Genomic DNA, 15,819 nt, shown 5'->3' with positions numbered 1-15,819 from the left:
CGATGTCCCGCCTGCCGGATTCCCCTGACCTGTCCGACGAGATCGATCGCGACGAACGCCTGCCGATGACGACGCAGGAGCGTCGCCTGGTGCTGACCTCCTCGATCGGCACGATCTTCCAGTGGTACGACTTCTTCCTGTACGGCGCGATGGCCTCGGTCATCGCCCGGCAGTTCTTCACCTCGCTCGAGCCGGGTGCGGCCTTCATCCTGACACTGCTGGCCTTTGCGGCCGGCTTCGTGGTGCGTCCGATCGGCGCGGTGATCTTCGGCCATCTCGGCGACCGCATCGGCCGCAAGCAGACCTTCCTGGCCACCGTGCTGCTGATGGGCATCTCGACGGTGCTGGTGGCGCTGCTGCCGACCTACAGCACCGCCGGCGTGTTCGCGCCGATCGCGCTGGTGGCGCTGCGCATGCTGCAGGGCCTGGCGCTGGGCGGCGAGTACGGCGGCGCGGTGATCTATGTCGCCGAGCACGCCCCGCAGCACCAGCGCGGCGCCTACACCGGCTGGATCCAGACCACCGCCACCATCGGCCTGCTGCTGTCGCTGCTGGTGGTGCTGGGCGTGCGCACGCTGCTGGGCGAGGCCGCCTTCGCCGACTGGGGCTGGCGGGTGCCGTTCGGCCTGTCGGCGCTGATGCTGTCGCTGTCGCTGTGGCTGCGCCTGTCGCTGACCGAGTCGCCGGCCTTCCGGCGCATGCAGCAGGAGGGGCGTGGCTCGAAGGCGCCGCTGGCCGAGTGCTTCGGCCAGTGGAAGAACCTGCGGGTGATCGTGCTGGCGCTGTTCGGCCTGGTCGCCGGGCAGGCGGTGATCTGGTACACCGGCCAGTTCTACGCGCTGTTCTTCCTGACCGGCGTGCTGAAGGTGGAGGCGAGCACCGCGACCTGGCTGATGACGGTGGCGCTGCTGATCACGCTGCCGCTGTTCGTCGGCTTCGGGATGCTGTCGGACCGCATCGGCCGCAAGCCGGTCATCATGACCGGGCTGCTGCTGGCCTGCCTGGGGCTCCACCCGCTCTACCATGCGCTGACCCACTTCGCCAATCCGGCGCTGGCCGAGGCGCAGCAGAAGGTGCGCATCGTGGTGCGCGCCGACCCGGCGACCTGCTCCTTCCAGGCCAATCCGCTGGCGACCGATCTCAGCTTCTCGTCGGCCTGCGACATCGCCAAGCGCACGCTGGCCCAGCTGTCGGCCAGCTATCACAACGAGGCGGTGGCGCCGGGCACGCCCACCGAGGTTCGCATCGGCGAGACGGTGCTGCAGCCGCCCGAGGGCGTGTTGACCGACGACGGCAGCCGCTTCGACCAGGACAGCCTGCTGGAGGTCTCGCACTTCCGCAAGGAGGTGCTGCCGGATGCGCTGGCCGCGGCCGGCTATCCGGTCAAGGCGGATCCGGACCGGATGAACCGGGTCGGCGTGGTGCTGGTGCTGGCGGCGCTGATGGTGCTGGTCGCGATGGTCTACGGCCCGCTGGGCGCAGCCTTGGTCGAGATGTTCCCGACCCGCATCCGCTACACCGCGATGTCGCTGCCCTACCACCTGGGCAATGGCTGGTTCGGCGGTCTGCTGCCGTCGATCGCCTTCGGCATGTCGGCGCAGGACGGCAGCATGTACCACGGTCTGTGGTTCCCGATCGCGGTGGCCGGTCTGACCTTCGCGGTCGGCATGGCCTTCATCCGGGAGACCAAGGACGTCGACATCTACGCCAAGTTCCTGTACTGGCACCCGAACCGGCTGGGGCGCTGAGGCCCCCGGCGCGGGTGCGGGGGCGGTCAGGAGGTGCCGTCGTCCTCGGCACCCAGCGCGGCGAGGTCGTCGGCCTCGACCTCGCGCAGCGGCGGGGGCACCAGCGTGACCGGCACCCGGGCTCGGCGCACCACCTCGTGCGAGACGGCGTCCTGCAGCCGCCCGAGCAGTGCGCCATGGCTCAGCGTGGTCATGACGATCTGTTCGCAGCCCAGCAGCAGCGCCTGCTCGGCGATCTCATGGGCGGCGTCGCCGGTGACGACCGCCGTCTCGAATGCGATGTCCGCGGTCTGCAGCAGCGCCGCGGCCGGGGCGAGCACATGCTCTCCGGCCTCATGGCTGGCACTGTCGATCAGGCCGGCATCGGGTGCGAGCACCACTTCGTACAGGTGCGGCGGATCCTGCACGTTCAGCAGCACGGCCTCGATCTCGAGGCCCGCCTGCCTCATCCCGATCACGTGACGCACGGCGTCGAGCGCATGTTCGCTTCCATCAAAGGGCAGCAGGATGCGGATCATCAGAGGTTCTCCTTGGGGACGATGGACAGGGATCATCGTAGTCCCGCTCGCCTGCGCATGCAGGTCGAATGGCACAAGGAATCTCGAGAAAGGCAGTGGGGAAGGAAGGAGATCGCGCGAAGCGGGGGAGGGGGTGACGAGCCTTGACCCTGGCACTGAGTGCTAACGGTTAGGGCTGCTTCGTTCCCGACCTGACCCGGTTGGCCGCGCCCCCATGCAGGGAGGCCCGTCAACCCGGATTGTAGCTGATATTTTCCACACGCTTGCCGCCCTGCCGCGTCATGCGGCCTGTGCCACCATGCGCATGATCCCCACGCACCCGAGACAATCGACGGATGAAGAAGAACATCGAATTGCGGTCTGACACGGATGGCGCCGCAGAGGGCGCGAATGACGGTCAGGCAGAACGGCAGATCGCCCTGCGCAAGATCCATCGCCTGATGGCGTTCTGGCGCATCGAGCCCCATGAGCTGCGCGGACCGATCGCGCGTGCCGCACCGGCGGCGCCGGCCGAGGTGCGCTATCGCCATCCGGTGTCCGGTGCCACCTGGGACGGCCTGGGCCCTCAGCCTACCTGGCTGCGCGAGGCCCTGATCCGCGAGGGCTACACCGTCGACGAACTGCGCCGCGCGGTCGGGGAGGGATGATCGGCGCCTGAAATGCAAAGCGCCGCAGGTCTGCGGACCGTGCGGCGCGATGGAAGGCGCAGAGCTGACCGAAGGACAACAGCGCCAACGCGGCAGCCGACAAGGAAAAACGCCCCAGCGCTTGTGACGCTGGGGCGTTGATCTTCTTGAACTTTTGGCTCCCCGACCTGGACTCGAACCAGGGACCTGCGGATTAACAGTCCGTCGCTCTACCGACTGAGCTATCAGGGAACGGTCTGGCTGATGATGCGGATGAATCTGATGTTTGGCTCCCCGACCTGGACTCGAACCAGGGACCTGCGGATTAACAGTCCGTCGCTCTACCGACTGAGCTATCAGGGATCAGATTTGTCTGCGTCAGCTGACAAGAATTGAATTCTATTGTGAAACTTTGATGGTCTGCAAGAGGTCAGGCCGCTTTTTTTTGCGATGCCTCGAATGGACGTGGATCCGAGCGTTCCGGGGTGGTGTGCGGCAGCCAGAAGTCGAAGACCCCGCCGCCTTGCGGGTGCGGCTGGTAGATCAGGTCACCGCCGAGCTCTCGCATGATCTGGCGGCAGATGGCCAGCTCGAGGCCGCTGCCCTGGCTGGCATTCGGGGCGGCGCCATTGCGGCGGGACTGGAAGAAGGCGTCGAACACCGTCTCGTGCTCGTTGTCGGGCAGCGCTGCACCGGTGTCGCGAACGCGCCAGTGCAGCCGCTCCTGCAAGTCGATCTCGGCGCTGAGCGTGACCGGCTCGGAGGTGGGTGTCAGCGCCAGCGCACGCTCTGTCAGCAGCCGCACCACCTGCTGGAAGCGCAGCGGATCGACGCGGGCCCAGGCGGCAAGATCGCTGGCATGCTCGATCCGGATCGAGCGGCCCAGGCCTGCGGGGGCCTCGCGCGCATGTCCGACCACCTCGCGCACCAGCGCCAGGGTGTCGCTGGGTGTGCAGTGCAGCGTGCCGGCCGAGCTCTTGAGCCGCGACAGGTCCAGCAGGTCATCGACCACGCCGAGCATGCGCAGACCGGCCTGATGCACATGGCCGAACAGCTCCTGCAGCGCTGCATCGCGCCGGGTGCGCAGCCGGCCCAGCTCGGAGAAGCCGATGATCGACTGCAGCGGCGTGCGCAGCGCATGGCTGAGGTTGCCGATGAATTCCGACTCGGCCCGGTAGGCGGCCTCGATGGTCTGACGGGCCTCGGCCGCGCGCTGCTCGGCCTCGTGGAAGCTGGTGACATCGGTCAGGCTGCCGATGATGCCGCCGGCGCGCTCGCCCGGGCGGCGCAGCGTGACCTTGGTGACCAGCATCTGCCGGCGCTCGCCGCCCTGGAGCACGAACTCCTCGACATAGTGGCTGCGCCCGCTGCCGCTGCTGCTCCAGAGTGCATGGTCGAGCGCCTGGTGGTAGGCGAGCTGGCGCAGCCGCTCATGGCTTTCACCGCGCTGGCCCAGCAGCTGCTCGCGGCGCACGTCGAGCAGATCCTCGAAGGCCTGGTTGACCATCGCGTAGCGTCCGAGCGGATCGAGCACGAACATCGCGGCCGGCGCGGCCTCGATCAGGGTGCGCAGATGGCCCTCGCTGTCGACGAGCTGGCTGCGGGTCTGCTGCAGCGTGAGCATCAGCTGCTCCTGTGTTCTCAGGGCCCGCCAGGCCAGCAGCGTGCCCAGGCCGATCAGTCCCATCGAGGCGCACATCATCATCACCGACCACAGCAGCTTGTCGCGCACGGTGGTCTCGACCGCGTCGACCGGCTGCTCCAGCAGCGTGAACACCGGCCAGCGCCCGCTGGCATCGAAGCTGCTGAGCGCCTGCGTGCCGTCGATGCCGGGGCTGTCGTAGTGGCCGTGCTCGCGCTCCGGCAGGAAGTCCTGCAGCGCGGGCAGGGTCGGGCGGGATTCACCCGGACTGGCGACGAGCTGATCGGTGCCGCCGAGAATCTGGCCCTGGAAGTCCAGCAGCGCGGCCGACAGCGTGCCGTGTCCCAGCAGGCGCTGCTGCTGCGAGGCCAGCGCGTCGGGGTTGAGGGTGGCGATCAGATGGCGCACGGGTGGGCGTGCCGGACCGGCCTCAGCCGCCGCGATCCGGGTCGACAGGGTCATCACGCCCACGCCAGCGGGCGGCACGCCGCTCTGGCGCAGATCTCGACCGGGCAGCCAGCCGCCCAGCCGGATCTCCCCGGCCTCGCTGGCCAGCGTCAGCCGGCCGGTGTCGAGCGGGCGCAGGTCCTGCGGCGCGTGGGTGGCCGCCAGGATCCGGCCTTCGGTGTCGATCAGCCACAGGCTGCGCATCTGCGGTGCGATGCGCAGGGTCGCGAGCATGCTCTCGCGCAACGCGTCGGTCTCGCCTGCGGGCTGGCGGTCGATCTGGCTGGCGAGGGTCTGCAGCATCAGCGCGCTGGTGTCGAGCAGGCGCTGCGTCTCGCCCTGCAGCACCCGCACCAGCGTGTCCATGCGCCGGGTCTCGTCGGCGATGACCGTCTGGCGCTGCCGGGCCGCATAGGCGGCGGTCAGCAGCGCGACCCCGACCAGCAGCGTCATGCCGAGCCAGAGCAGCCGGCCGCTGTCGATCAGCGTGCGGGCTTGCGGGGCCTCGGTCGGCTTCATGGCTCGTTCCCGGTGCGCTGGACGATCTCGGACAGGCCGTGCCGGCGCGCGGCGGCCGCGAGCCGGCCGTCCTGGCGGATGTGCGCGACGAACTGGTCCACCCGGGCCAGCCAGGCCGCGTCGCCCTGCCGCAGCGCATAGGCGTAGGGCAGCACATGCAGCGGCTGCTGCGGGCTCAGCAGCCGCGCCCAGTCGGCGCTGTCGAGCAGGCGACGGCTGTAGGGATAGTCGGTCATGAAGACATCGATGCGACCGGACTCGAGCTCCTGTTCGCGGGTGTCGGGCGCCTTGACCACCACCAGCGTGGCATGGCGCAGCTCGTCGCGCATGACGGTCGCCATGAAGGTGCCGGCCTGCACGCCGACCAGCACGCCCGGCCGGTCGATGTCCTCCCAGCGGCGCACCACCCGGTTGCTGCGGGTGGTGATCGCATGAATGCCGCTGCTCAGGTAGGGCTGGCTGAAGGCCAGATGCTGGCGGCGCTGCGGCAGTGCGGCGACCGCGAACATCGCGATGTCGCAGCGGACCTCGCGCAGGTCATCGATCAGGGTCGCGAACGAGGAGTCGACATGCCGCAGCCGCACGCCCAGCTCGCGCGCCAGCTCGGCCGACAGGTCGATGTCGAGCCCGCCGAGCTGGCGGGTCTTGGGATTGCGGTAGCTGATGCCGTAGTAGTCCGGCCAGATGCACACCCGCAGCTCGCCCCGGCGCTGGATCTGCTTGAGCGTGTCGGCACCAGTGCCAGCGGCCTGAGCCGTCGGCAGCAGCAGGGCGCCGGACAGGCAGAGCAGCAGCGGCCTCATCATCCGCAGCAGGCGCGTGCTTAGAACCTTCTTCTTCATCCTGTTCGAGGTGTCCGCCACCGATGCGACGAATCAGAAGTGTGACGGCAGGGGTCCGGGTTCGGACAAGAGGGGGATGCGCTGCGGAGCTTTTTCCGATATTGCGCGTGCCGGATTTTACGGAAATAAGCAGCGCGAGGCGATGTCTCGCGCTCAAGCCTCATCCGTGTCGGCCGAGGCGCTGCTGCAGCAGCGTGCTGCTGCTGGTGTAGAGCAGCGGGCCGCGCTCGTGCGGGCGCAGGCGCTCGTGCGCGGCATGTGCGGCCAGCGTGGCCTCATGGAAGCCGCACAGGATCAGCTTCTTCTTGCCGGGATAGCTGACGATGTCGCCGGCGGCATGAATGCCGGGCGCGCTGGTCTCGAAGGTGGCCGGGTCCACCACCAGCAGCTTGCGCTCCATCGCCAGGCCCCAGTCGGCGATCGGGCCCAGGCGCGGGCTCAGGCCCTGGCAGACGATCAGCGTGTCGAGATCCAGCGTACGCAGGCCGCCGTCGGGCAGCGTGATGTCGACCTGCAGCAGCCGGCCGGCCTCGTCCTGGCGTGCTGCGGCGAACTGCGCCGCATGGAAGACGAGGCGCCCGGCCTGGCGCAGCGCGTCGATGCGCGCCAGCAGCGGCGCATCGGCCTGCAGCACGTCGCGGCGGTGCATCAGCTGCACGGGCGGCTGATCGGGCTGCTCGGCCAGCGCCGCGGCGCGGACCAGCGCCGCCTCGTCGCCGCCGATGACCAGCACGCGCTGGCCTGCAAAGCGTGCCAGCGCGGCCGGATCGGTCGCGGGGTGGTAGTGGAGATGGCGGCCCTCGAGACCTTCCAGGCCCGGTGCCTTGAGGCGACGCGGCTGGAAGGCGCCGACGCCGGCGCAGATGAAGACGGCGCCGGCGTCGAAGGTGGTGCCATCGGCGCAGGCCGCATCGAAGCGGCCATCGTCACGGCGGGCCAGCCGCGTGACTTCATGGCCGAGGTGCCAGCCTGGCGCCAGGGGTGCGAGCTGCGCCAGCAGCCGCTCGGTCAGCTCGCGGCCGCTGCACTCCAGGATGCCGGGAATGTCGAGGATCGGCTTGTCGGCATACAGCTCGACGCATTGTCCGCCGGCCTGCGGCAGCGCGTCGACGATCCGCACCGACAGGCCGAGCAGGCCGAGCTGGAAGGCCTGGAACAGGCCGACCGGGCCCGCGCCGATCACCAGCGCATCGGTCTGCACGATCGGTGCGGCCGGGCTCATCGGATCGGCGCGGCCGGGATCAGCGCACCAGCTGGTCGAGCTTGCCGGTCACGTCCTTCCAGTCGGCGTGATCGGGCAGCGGGTCCTTGCGCTTGGTGATGCTGGGCCATTTCGGCGACAGCTCGGCGTTGAGCTTGATGTAGACCTGCTGGTCGGCCGGCACGTCCTCCTCGGGGAGGATGGCGCTGACCGGGCACTCGGGAATGCAGACCGCGCAGTCGATGCATTCGTCCGGATCGATCACCAGGAAGTTCGGGCCTTCGCGGAAGCAGTCGACGGGGCAGACATCGACGCAGTCGGTGTACTTGCAGCGGATGCAGGCTTCGGTGACGACGTGGGTCATGACGGGGGAATTCGGTTCAGGGTTGAAGGGCGGGATTCTACGGGCTCAGGCCACGGAGGCCGGGGCAGGGGCTTGATCGGGGTCATGCGCGCCGTGCGCATCGTCCGGCAGCACCGGACGGGCGCCGGCGCCGACGGTGACCAGGGTCGGGCGGCCGTGATGCAGCGCGTCGGCCTCGGCCAGCGTGGCCACCGTGTGGCGGCTGGAGCGCTCGTCGGGCCAGCCGGCGCGCGAGATCACCACCACCGGCGTGTCCGCCGGCCAGCCGACCTCGGCCAGGCGCTCGGCCAGCGAGGGCAGCTGGCGCCCGGCCATGTAGAAGACCTCGGTGTCGGCGCTGCGCCGGGCCTCGAGGTCGCCGGTGCGGGTCATCGCGGTGCTGAAGGCGACGCTGCGGCCGATGCCGCGACGCGTCAGCGGCTGCTGCGTGGCGGCGGCGGCGGCCAGCGCCGAGGTGATGCCGGGCACCACCTCGCTGGCGATGCCGGCCTGGCCGAGCGCGTGCAGCTCCTCCTCGAGGCGGCCGAACAGGCTCGGGTCGCCGCCTTTCAGGCGGACCACCCGGGCCGAGCGGCGTGCCGACTCGACCAGCAGCAGGTTGATGCGTGCCTGGCCGGTGCTCTCGGTGCTGAAGCCGCGCTTGCCGACATCGATCCACTCGGCGTCGGGCGCTTCCTGGCGCAGCGCCGGGTCGGTCAGCGCATCGGCCAGCACGATCTCGGCCTGGCGCAGGCGCTGCAGCCCGCGCAGCGTGATCAGGTCGGCCGAGCCCGGGCCGGCACCGACGAAGACGACACGCACCTCGCTCATGGCTCGGCCGTCCTGGCTCAGGCGCCGACCAGCAGCGCGCCGCTGGTGCGGTTGGTGGTCGGATCGACCACGATCAGCGCGCCGCCGACACGGTTGTCGGCATAGGCCTCGACGGGGAGCGCCTGCTGGGTCTGGATCTGCACACGGCCGATCTCGTTGACCGAGAGCTGCTCGGCCTCGACCTGCTCCAGCGTGTTGATGTCCAGGCGGTGCTCGATGGCGGTGATGCGCGCCTGCACCCAGCGGTTGCCGTGGCGCACCCAGTACTTGCGGCCCAGCACCGCCGGCTCGGTGTCGAGCCAGGCCAGCGTGCCGCCGAAGTTCTGCTGCACCGGCGCGCTGCCGGGCGTGAAGATCCAGTCGCCGCGCGAGACATCGACCTGGCGGTCCAGCACGATGCCGGCGGACTGGCCGGCCTCGCAGCCGTCGACCACCAGACCGGCGTGGCGCACCTCGGCCACCACCGCGGTCTCGCCGCTGGGGTAGATCTGCACCGTGTCGCCGGCCTTCACGCCGCCGTGGGCGATGCGGCCCCACATCACGCGGTGCTGGTGGCCGGTGCCCTGGCCGTCGTCGCGGGCGACGTACTGCACTGGCACCAGCAGGTGGCCGTCATGCGCCTCGTCGGTGACCGGCAGGGTCTCGAGCAGCTGCAGCAGCGTCGGGCCGGTGTACCAGTCCCAGTTCGCCGACGGGGTGGCGACGTTGTCGCCGCGCAGCGCGGAGACCGGCACGATGCCGCGCACGGCGATGCCGGCTTCTTCGGCGAACTTGGTCAGCGCCTTGGCCACGGCGTCAAAGGCGGCTTGCGTGCCGACCTCGATCGCGTCGAGCTTGTTGATCGCGAAGACGATGCTGGGCACGCGCAGCAGGCGCGCCAGCAGGCTGTGGCGGCGGGTCTGCGGCAGCAGCACCACCTCAGGCACCGAGGTGTCGAGCTTGGTGATGTCCACCAGCACCACCGCGGCATCGCTGCCGGCGGCGGCTGTCACCATGTTGCGGGTGTACTGCTCGTGGCCGGGCGCGTCGGCGATGATGAACTTGCGGCTCTTGGTCGCGAAGTACTGGTAGGCGACGTCGATGGTGATGCCCTGCTCGCGCTCGGCCTCCAGGCCGTCGGTCAGCAGCGACAGATCGATCGGGGCGCCGGCGGCGCGCTTCTCCAGCGCGTCGAGCTTGTCGGCCAGGATGCCGCGGCTGTCGAACAGCAGGCGGCCGATCAGGGTGCTCTTGCCGTCATCCACGCTGCCCGCGGTCAGGAAGCGCAGGGCCTTGTGCGCCAGTTCCTCGCCGGCGTCGATGTGTTCCACGGTGCTCATCAGAAATAGCCTTCCTTCTTGCGGCGCTCCATCGAGGCCTCGGAGGTGCGGTCGTCCATGCGGGTGGCGCCGCGCTCGGAGACGGTCACCTGCAGCGTCTCGGCGACGATGTCGGCGGTGGTGGCGGCGTCCGACTCCACCGGGCAGGTGCAGGTCATGTCGCCGACGGTGCGGAAGCGCACGTCGACCGTCTCGACGGTGTCCTCAGCCGAGGGCGGCGTCACGTCGGTCACCGGCACCAGCAGGCCCTTGCGGCGGTAGATCTCGCGCTTGTGCGTGTAGTAGATGCTCGGCAGCGGGATGTTCTCGCGGGCGATGTAGAGCCAGACGTCGAGTTCGGTCCAGTTCGAGATCGGGAAGGCGCGGAAGTGCTCGCCCGGCTTGATGCGGGTGTTGAACAGGTTCCACAGCTCCGGACGCTGCTCCTTGGGCTGCCACTGGCCGAAGGCGTCGCGGTGGCTGAAGATGCGCTCCTTGGCGCGTGCCTTCTCTTCATCCCGGCGGGCGCCGCCGATCATGCAGTCGAAGCGGTGCTCCTCGATGGTCTCGAGCAGCGTCACCGTCTGGTGGCCGTTGCGCGACTCCAGCGGGTGGGCCAGACGGATCGTGCCCTTCTTCATCGAGTCTTCCAGATGCCCGACGATCAGGCGCTCGCCCATCTCGGCAATGCGCTCGTCGCGGAACTGGATGACTTCGGGGAAGTTGTGGCCGGTGTCGACATGCACCAGCGGGAAGGGCAGGCGGCCGCTGAAGGTCGGGCGCTCGCCGGGCCGGGAGGTCTTCTGCTTGAAGGCCTTCTCGGCGAGGTGCAGCACCACGCAGGAATCCTTGCCGCTGGAGAACAGCAGGCCGGGACGCTCGAAGGCGCCGGCGACCTCGCGCAGGATGAAGATCGCCTCTTCCTCCAGCGCGTCGAGGTGGCGGTGGTCCACGTCGGGAAGCGTTTGGGTCATGGTCTCGGGGACAGTCGTCGTGTGTTCGGGGGGCAGGGCGGCGCGACTCTCGCGCTCAGGCCGCCGGCTTCTGGGAGACGTGCAGGCCGCATTCCTTGGCCGATTCGTCTTCCCACCACCAGCGACCGGCGCGGAATTCCTGACCCACCGCGATCGCGCGGGTGCAGGGAGCGCAGCCGATGCTCGGCATGAACTGGTCGTGCAGCGGGTTGTAGGGCACATCGTTGGCGGCGATGTAGTGCCACACGTCGTTCCAGGACCAGTCCACCAGAGGATTGATTTTCGCACGACCCTGGTCGTCGGCCTCGACGGTGCGGACCTCGCCGCGTGCGTTGGACTGCTCGCGGCGCAGGCCGGTGACCCAGGCGGTGCGCCCGGCCAGCATGCGCGAGAGCGGCTCCATCTTGCGCACGCCGCAGCAGGCCTTGCGCAGCGCGATGCTCTCGTACATCGCCTTCTCGCCGTTCTTCTGCACGAACTCGATCACGGCCTCCTGCACCGGGCGGTAGACCTCGACCTTCAGGCCGTAGTGCGCCTCGATGCGCGGGATCAGCGCGACCGTCTCGGCATGCAGCGCGCCGGTCTCCAGCGTCGCCAGCGTGATCGGCAGCTGATGGCGCGCGATCAGGTCGGTGACGACCATGTCCTCGGCGCCGAGGCTGGTCGACTGGATGATGCTGCCGGGGTGGGCGGCGGCGGCATCCTTCAGCGCCTGCAGGGCCGCTTCCAGGCGGTCCTCGAAGCCCGGCTTCCTGCGGCCGTACAGGGCGATCGCGCTCATATCGCGGCTCCGGCGTTGATGAAGTCGGCGCCGCCGGTCGCGGCCGGACGGGCGAAGACCGGGCGGGCCTCGCCGATTGCGCCCTGGTAGTGGCCGGCGAAGAAGCCCAGCGCGCGTTCGGCGGCCTCGCGCGACTGGTCGCGGCGCAGCGCCACCGCGTCGAAGCCGGTGCGCTGCATCAGCGGCAGCATGTCGACCAGCGCCTCGCCGGTGGCGCGGATCTGGCCCTTGAACTGGTAGCGCACCCGCAGCAGACGGGCCTGGGTGTAGGCACGGCCGTCGACCCACTTCGGGAACTGCAGCGCGACGAGCGACAGGCGCGGCAGGTCGGCGGCCAGCGTCTCGACGTCGACGCTGTTGGGCAGGATCACGCCGACGGCCAGGCCGGCCGGCCAGGTCTCGCGCACCGCGTGCCACTGCTCCAGCGTCAGCAGCAGATGGTCCTTGGGCTGCGGGTGCGGGATCGGGCCGTCCTCGCCGCCGACGGTGTGCCACGGGTCATGGGCGATGTCGATGAACTTCATGGTGTGTCGTGTTCCGGATGTCGGTCGGCCGCGGCTCAGGCGCGGGCGGTGGCGGTGCGCTGGGCGTTGGCGGCGGCCTTGAACGGGTCCAGGCCGATGCGGTGCAGCGCGTCGATGAACTTCTCGTCGGGCTGGCGCAGCTCGCGGTAGGTGTCGAGAATGGCCTCGACCGCGTCGGTGATCTCGCTGGCGGCGAACGACGGGCCGATGACCTTGCCCGGCACGGCCAGCGGCGCATGGGCCGAGCCGTCCGAGCCGCCCAGCGTCACCTGGTACCACTCGCTGCCGTCCTTGTCGACGCCCAGGATGCCGATGTGGCCGCTGTGGTGGTGGCCGCAGGAGTTGATGCAGCCGCTGATGTGCAGGTCGATCTCGCCGAGGTCGAACACCTCGTCGAGGTCGGCGAAGCGCTCGGTCAGCTCGGCCGCCACCGGGATGGAGCGCGCGTTGGCCAGATCGCAGAAGTCGCCGCCCGGGCAGGCGATCATGTCGGTGACCAGGCCGATGTTGGGCGTGGCGTAGCCGGCGGCCTTGGCGGCGGCATGGACTTCGGGCAGGTCGCTGGCCTTGACCCAGGGCAGCAGCAGGTTCTGGTCGTGCGTGACGCGCAGCTCACCGAAGGAGAAGCGGTCGGCCAGGTCGGCGGCCGCGTCGAGCTGGGCGTCGGTGGCGTCGCCCGGGGCCTGGCCGGCGCGCTTGACCGACAGCGTCACCGCGCGCCAGCCCGGCACCTGGTGCGCGTGCACATTGCGCGCGAGCCAGCGCTGGTAGGCCAGCGACGCGTCGGCGTCCGCGGCCGGCTCGGCCAGCGGCTCGACGCCGGCCGGGCGGGTGAAGCAGGCCGCGACGCGGTCGAGCTCGGCCTGCGGGATCAGGTGCAGCGCGCCGTCCGGGTCGTTCTCGAGAATCTGGCGGAACTCGGCCTCGACCTGGTCGAAGTACTTCTGCCCCTCGGCCTTGACCAGGATCTTGATGCGCGCCTTGTAGGCGTTGTCGCGGCGGCCGTAGCGGTTGTAGACCCGCACCACGGCTTCCAGGTAGACCAGGATCTGGTTCCAGGGCAGGAACTCGCGGATCACCGAGCCGATGATCGGCGTGCGGCCCATGCCGCCGCCGACCAGCACCTTGAAGCCGACCTCGCCGGCCTCGTTCTTGACCAGCTGCAGGCCCACGTCATGCCAGCCGATCGCGGCGCGGTCCTCGGCGGCGCCGGAGATGGCGATCTTGAACTTGCGTGGCAGGAAGGCGAACTCGGGATGCAGCGTGCTCCACTGGCGCAGCACCTCGGCGTAGGGGCGCGGGTCGACCAGCTCGTCGGCGGCCACGCCGGCCAGGCCGTCGGTGGTGATGTTGCGGATGCAGTTGCCGCTGGTCTGGATGCCGTGCATGTCGACCGCCGCCAGCTTGTCCATCACGTCGGCGGCCTGCGTCAGCGGGATCCAGTTGTACTGGACGTTCTGGCGGGTGGTGAAGTGCACATAGCCGCGGTCATGCACCCGCGCGATCTCGGCCAGCGCGCGGATCTGGCCGCTGCCGATCGCGCCGTAGGGCACCGCCACGCGCAGCATCGGCGCATGGCGCTGGATGTACCAGCCGTTCTGCAGGCGCAGCGCCTTGAAGTCGTCGCCATCGAGCTGGCCGGCGAAGTGGCGGTCGAGCTGGTCGCGGAACTGGGCCGCCCGGGCGCGGACGAACTGGCGGTCGAAGTCGGTGTACTTGTACATGGTGGCTCTGGAGGCTCGGCTCGGTGATCCCGGACTCGGGGAGAACTCAGTGGAACGCCCGGTAGAGGTTGTAGATGCTGATGAGGGAGATGACGGTGCCGACCAGGGCCAGCAGCGCCTTCGTGTTCAGATGACGGGTCAGCAGCGCGGCCAGCGGTGCGGCGAACAGGCCGCCGATCACCAGCCCGGCCACCGTCGGCCACGGGCTCTCGCCGACCAGCATCGCGAAGACGCCGGCGCTGACGAAGGTCAGGAAGAATTCGGCCAGATTGACCGAGCCGATGGTGGTGCGCGGGTCGGAGCCGGTGCCCACCAGCGTGGTGGTCACCACCGGGCCCCAGCCGCCGCCGCCCACCGCATCGACGAAGCCGCCCACCAGCCCGAGCTTGGCGACATGGCGCGGCTCCTCGTGGCGGCGCTTGATGGTGCGGAAGATCTTGCTGATGACATACAGCCCCATCAGCAGCAGATAGATCGAGATGATCGGCTTGATGGTGGCCGCGTCGACGCTGGAGACCACCCAGGCGCCGGAGATCGCGCCGATCATGCCCGGCACCAGCAGCCGCAGGAACAGGCTCTTGTTGACGTTGCCGAGCTTGATGTGGGAGATGCCCGACACCCCGGTGGTGAAGACCTCGGCGATGTGCACCGCCGCGCTGGCCACGGCCGGGCTGGAGCCGGTGGCCAGCAGGAAGCTGGTGGAGGTGATGCCGTAGGCCATGCCGAGCGCGCCGTCGACCGTCTGCGCCAGCAGGCCGACCGCCACCGCGCTCCAGAAGGCGCGGCTCTCGAGCGTCTCGGCGATGATCTGGAAGCCGGTGTGGCCATCGGGCTGGTTGAACAGCCGCGTGCCCAGGAAGATCGTCACGCCCATCAGCAGGAAGACCACCGACCACATCGCGAAACGCAGGACCGGATGGTCGCCCGAATGCGTCACCGCATTCTCGAGCGGCGGCAGGCCGAGCTGCTGGTGCTCGGCGTTGACAGGGTTGTCGGTGAGGTCGAGGTCGCGGATCTTCATACAGGGGGCGCATGCTATCTGCCCCCTTTATGGCGACAAACGACAAAAAAGTGGATAGCTTATGTCGTATGGTTATTTTGGGGTGGCGCCAGCCGGGCGGAACGGCTCGCCGCCGATGCGGCTGCCGGCCGACAGGCCCTTCTTCGCGAACCAGCCCTGGTTCATCTCGAGCACGAAGCGCACCGGCTTCTTCGAGCAGTGCGAGTCCTCGGTCTGCGGCTTCATGTCCTCGATGTTGACGATGCGGCCCTCGTCGTCGAGGAAGGCGGCCGACAGCGGGATCAGCGTGTTGCGCATCCAGAAGCACTGCACGCCGGGCTGCTCGAAGATGAACAGCATGCCCTCGCCGGCGGGCATCGCGCTGCGGTGCATCAGCCCGATCTGGCGCTGCAGGTCGGTGCGCGCCACCTCGGCGCGGATCTGGTGCATGCCGGCCGTCAGCGTGATCGCCGGCAGCTTCTGCGGTCCCTCCTGGGCGAAAGCGGCACCCGGCAGCAGCAGGCTCAGCGCCAGACCCAGCGTCGACATCAGCGCCGCCCGGGGCCGCCTGGCCGGCCTCTGGCGCCGGAGCCGATCAGGATGCCGATCTTTCGTGGTGGAATCCCCACAGCGGTGCAGGTGGGTGAGGCGAGTCAACACGGCACATCCGGGTTGAACCGGATCGAACTTGATGTGGATCATGTTTTGAGGGGGGCTGCCCCCAAAGAATAGCGCATGCGTGGCGGCCGCCCGGTCGTCCCATGCCCCCCATGCCCGCCACAACCCCACCCTCCGCTCGTG

Annotated in this window: 15 protein-coding genes, 2 tRNA genes and 1 other RNA gene; 2 read left to right on the top strand and 16 right to left on the bottom strand. The window is 69.5% G+C overall.

What is annotated here, in order from left to right:
* Window positions 1-2: 2 nt before the first annotated feature.
* Complete coding sequence (locus NFT33_RS17395) at window positions 3-1,748, top strand: MFS transporter (RefSeq protein ID WP_251677202.1); 1,746 nt, start codon at window positions 3-5, stop codon at window positions 1,746-1,748.
* A gap of 26 nt (window positions 1,749-1,774) precedes the next feature.
* Here NFT33_RS17395 and NFT33_RS17390 read toward each other — a convergent pair whose 3' ends face one another.
* The gene (locus NFT33_RS17390) at window positions 1,775-2,266 is read right to left on the bottom strand and encodes a universal stress protein (protein WP_220785735.1); all 492 of its coding nucleotides are present in this window, start codon (window positions 2,264-2,266) and stop codon (window positions 1,775-1,777) included.
* A 132-nt stretch (window positions 2,267-2,398) separates the two neighbouring features.
* Window positions 2,399-2,497: signal recognition particle sRNA small type (gene ffs, locus NFT33_RS17385), an RNA gene on the bottom strand.
* A gap of 104 nt (window positions 2,498-2,601) precedes the next feature.
* Between ffs and NFT33_RS17380 the strand changes: the two genes are divergently transcribed.
* Window positions 2,602-2,913 carry an H-NS family nucleoid-associated regulatory protein gene (locus NFT33_RS17380; protein ID WP_251677200.1) on the top strand — a complete coding sequence of 104 codons (312 nt, stop codon included), beginning with the start codon at window positions 2,602-2,604 and terminating at the stop codon, window positions 2,911-2,913.
* 155 nt (window positions 2,914-3,068) lie between these two features.
* On the opposite strand, the gene NFT33_RS17375 is transcribed toward NFT33_RS17380, so the two are convergent.
* The 14 genes from NFT33_RS17375 to NFT33_RS17310 all read right to left on the bottom strand — a co-directional run bounded on the left by NFT33_RS17375 (window position 3,069) and on the right by NFT33_RS17310 (window position 15,567).
* A tRNA-Asn gene (locus NFT33_RS17375) sits at window positions 3,069-3,144 on the bottom strand.
* Window positions 3,145-3,179: 35 nt separating this feature from the next.
* A tRNA-Asn gene (locus NFT33_RS17370) sits at window positions 3,180-3,255 on the bottom strand.
* 67 nt (window positions 3,256-3,322) lie between these two features.
* Window positions 3,323-5,500: an ATP-binding protein gene (locus tag NFT33_RS17365; RefSeq protein ID WP_251677198.1), complete on the bottom strand. Its 2,178-nt coding sequence runs from the start codon at window positions 5,498-5,500 to the stop codon at window positions 3,323-3,325.
* A complete protein-coding gene (locus NFT33_RS17360) occupies window positions 5,497-6,303 on the bottom strand; it encodes an ABC transporter substrate-binding protein (protein ID WP_309296164.1) in 807 nt (268 codons plus the stop codon). The genes NFT33_RS17365 and NFT33_RS17360 overlap by 4 nt, the downstream gene beginning before the upstream one ends.
* Window positions 6,304-6,502: 199 nt before the next feature.
* Window positions 6,503-7,564: an NAD(P)/FAD-dependent oxidoreductase gene (locus NFT33_RS17355; protein ID WP_251677197.1), complete on the bottom strand. Its 1,062-nt coding sequence runs from the start codon at window positions 7,562-7,564 to the stop codon at window positions 6,503-6,505.
* A 19-nt stretch (window positions 7,565-7,583) separates the two neighbouring features.
* Window positions 7,584-7,907 carry a ferredoxin FdxA gene (fdxA, locus tag NFT33_RS17350; protein ID WP_251677195.1) on the bottom strand — a complete coding sequence of 108 codons (324 nt, stop codon included), beginning with the start codon at window positions 7,905-7,907 and terminating at the stop codon, window positions 7,584-7,586.
* A gap of 45 nt (window positions 7,908-7,952) precedes the next feature.
* On the bottom strand, window positions 7,953-8,717 hold the full coding sequence (gene cobA / locus NFT33_RS17345) for a uroporphyrinogen-III C-methyltransferase (protein ID WP_251677193.1): 765 nt from the start codon (window positions 8,715-8,717) through the stop codon (window positions 7,953-7,955).
* A gap of 17 nt (window positions 8,718-8,734) precedes the next feature.
* Entirely contained in the window at window positions 8,735-10,036 is a 1,302-nt protein-coding gene (locus NFT33_RS17340; RefSeq protein ID WP_251677191.1) for a sulfate adenylyltransferase subunit 1, read from the bottom strand.
* Window positions 10,036-10,989, bottom strand: a complete 954-nt coding sequence (gene cysD, locus NFT33_RS17335; protein WP_220785730.1) for a sulfate adenylyltransferase subunit CysD — start codon at window positions 10,987-10,989, stop codon at window positions 10,036-10,038. The genes NFT33_RS17340 and cysD overlap by 1 nt, the downstream gene beginning before the upstream one ends.
* A gap of 55 nt (window positions 10,990-11,044) precedes the next feature.
* Window positions 11,045-11,770, bottom strand: a complete 726-nt coding sequence (locus tag NFT33_RS17330; RefSeq protein ID WP_251677189.1) for a phosphoadenylyl-sulfate reductase — start codon at window positions 11,768-11,770, stop codon at window positions 11,045-11,047.
* Complete coding sequence (locus NFT33_RS17325; protein ID WP_251677187.1) at window positions 11,767-12,294, bottom strand: DUF934 domain-containing protein; 528 nt, start codon at window positions 12,292-12,294, stop codon at window positions 11,767-11,769. The genes NFT33_RS17330 and NFT33_RS17325 overlap by 4 nt, the downstream gene beginning before the upstream one ends.
* Before the next feature lie 35 nt (window positions 12,295-12,329).
* Window positions 12,330-14,018 (bottom strand): nitrite/sulfite reductase, encoded by a 1,689-nt coding sequence (locus NFT33_RS17320; RefSeq protein ID WP_251677185.1) that lies wholly within the window; start codon window positions 14,016-14,018, stop codon window positions 12,330-12,332.
* Window positions 14,019-14,064: 46 nt separating this feature from the next.
* Window positions 14,065-15,039 (bottom strand): sulfite exporter TauE/SafE family protein, encoded by a 975-nt coding sequence (locus NFT33_RS17315; RefSeq protein ID WP_251677183.1) that lies wholly within the window; start codon window positions 15,037-15,039, stop codon window positions 14,065-14,067.
* A 72-nt stretch (window positions 15,040-15,111) separates the two neighbouring features.
* On the bottom strand, window positions 15,112-15,567 hold the full coding sequence (locus NFT33_RS17310; protein ID WP_251677181.1) for a DUF192 domain-containing protein: 456 nt from the start codon (window positions 15,565-15,567) through the stop codon (window positions 15,112-15,114).
* Window positions 15,568-15,819 lie beyond the last annotated feature (252 nt).

It is taken from the genome of Sphaerotilus sp. FB-3, assembly GCF_023706025.1.
GTDB lineage: Bacteria > Pseudomonadota > Gammaproteobacteria > Burkholderiales > Burkholderiaceae_C > Sphaerotilus > Sphaerotilus sulfidivorans.
This window is presented reverse-complemented; position numbering and strand designations above follow the sequence as displayed.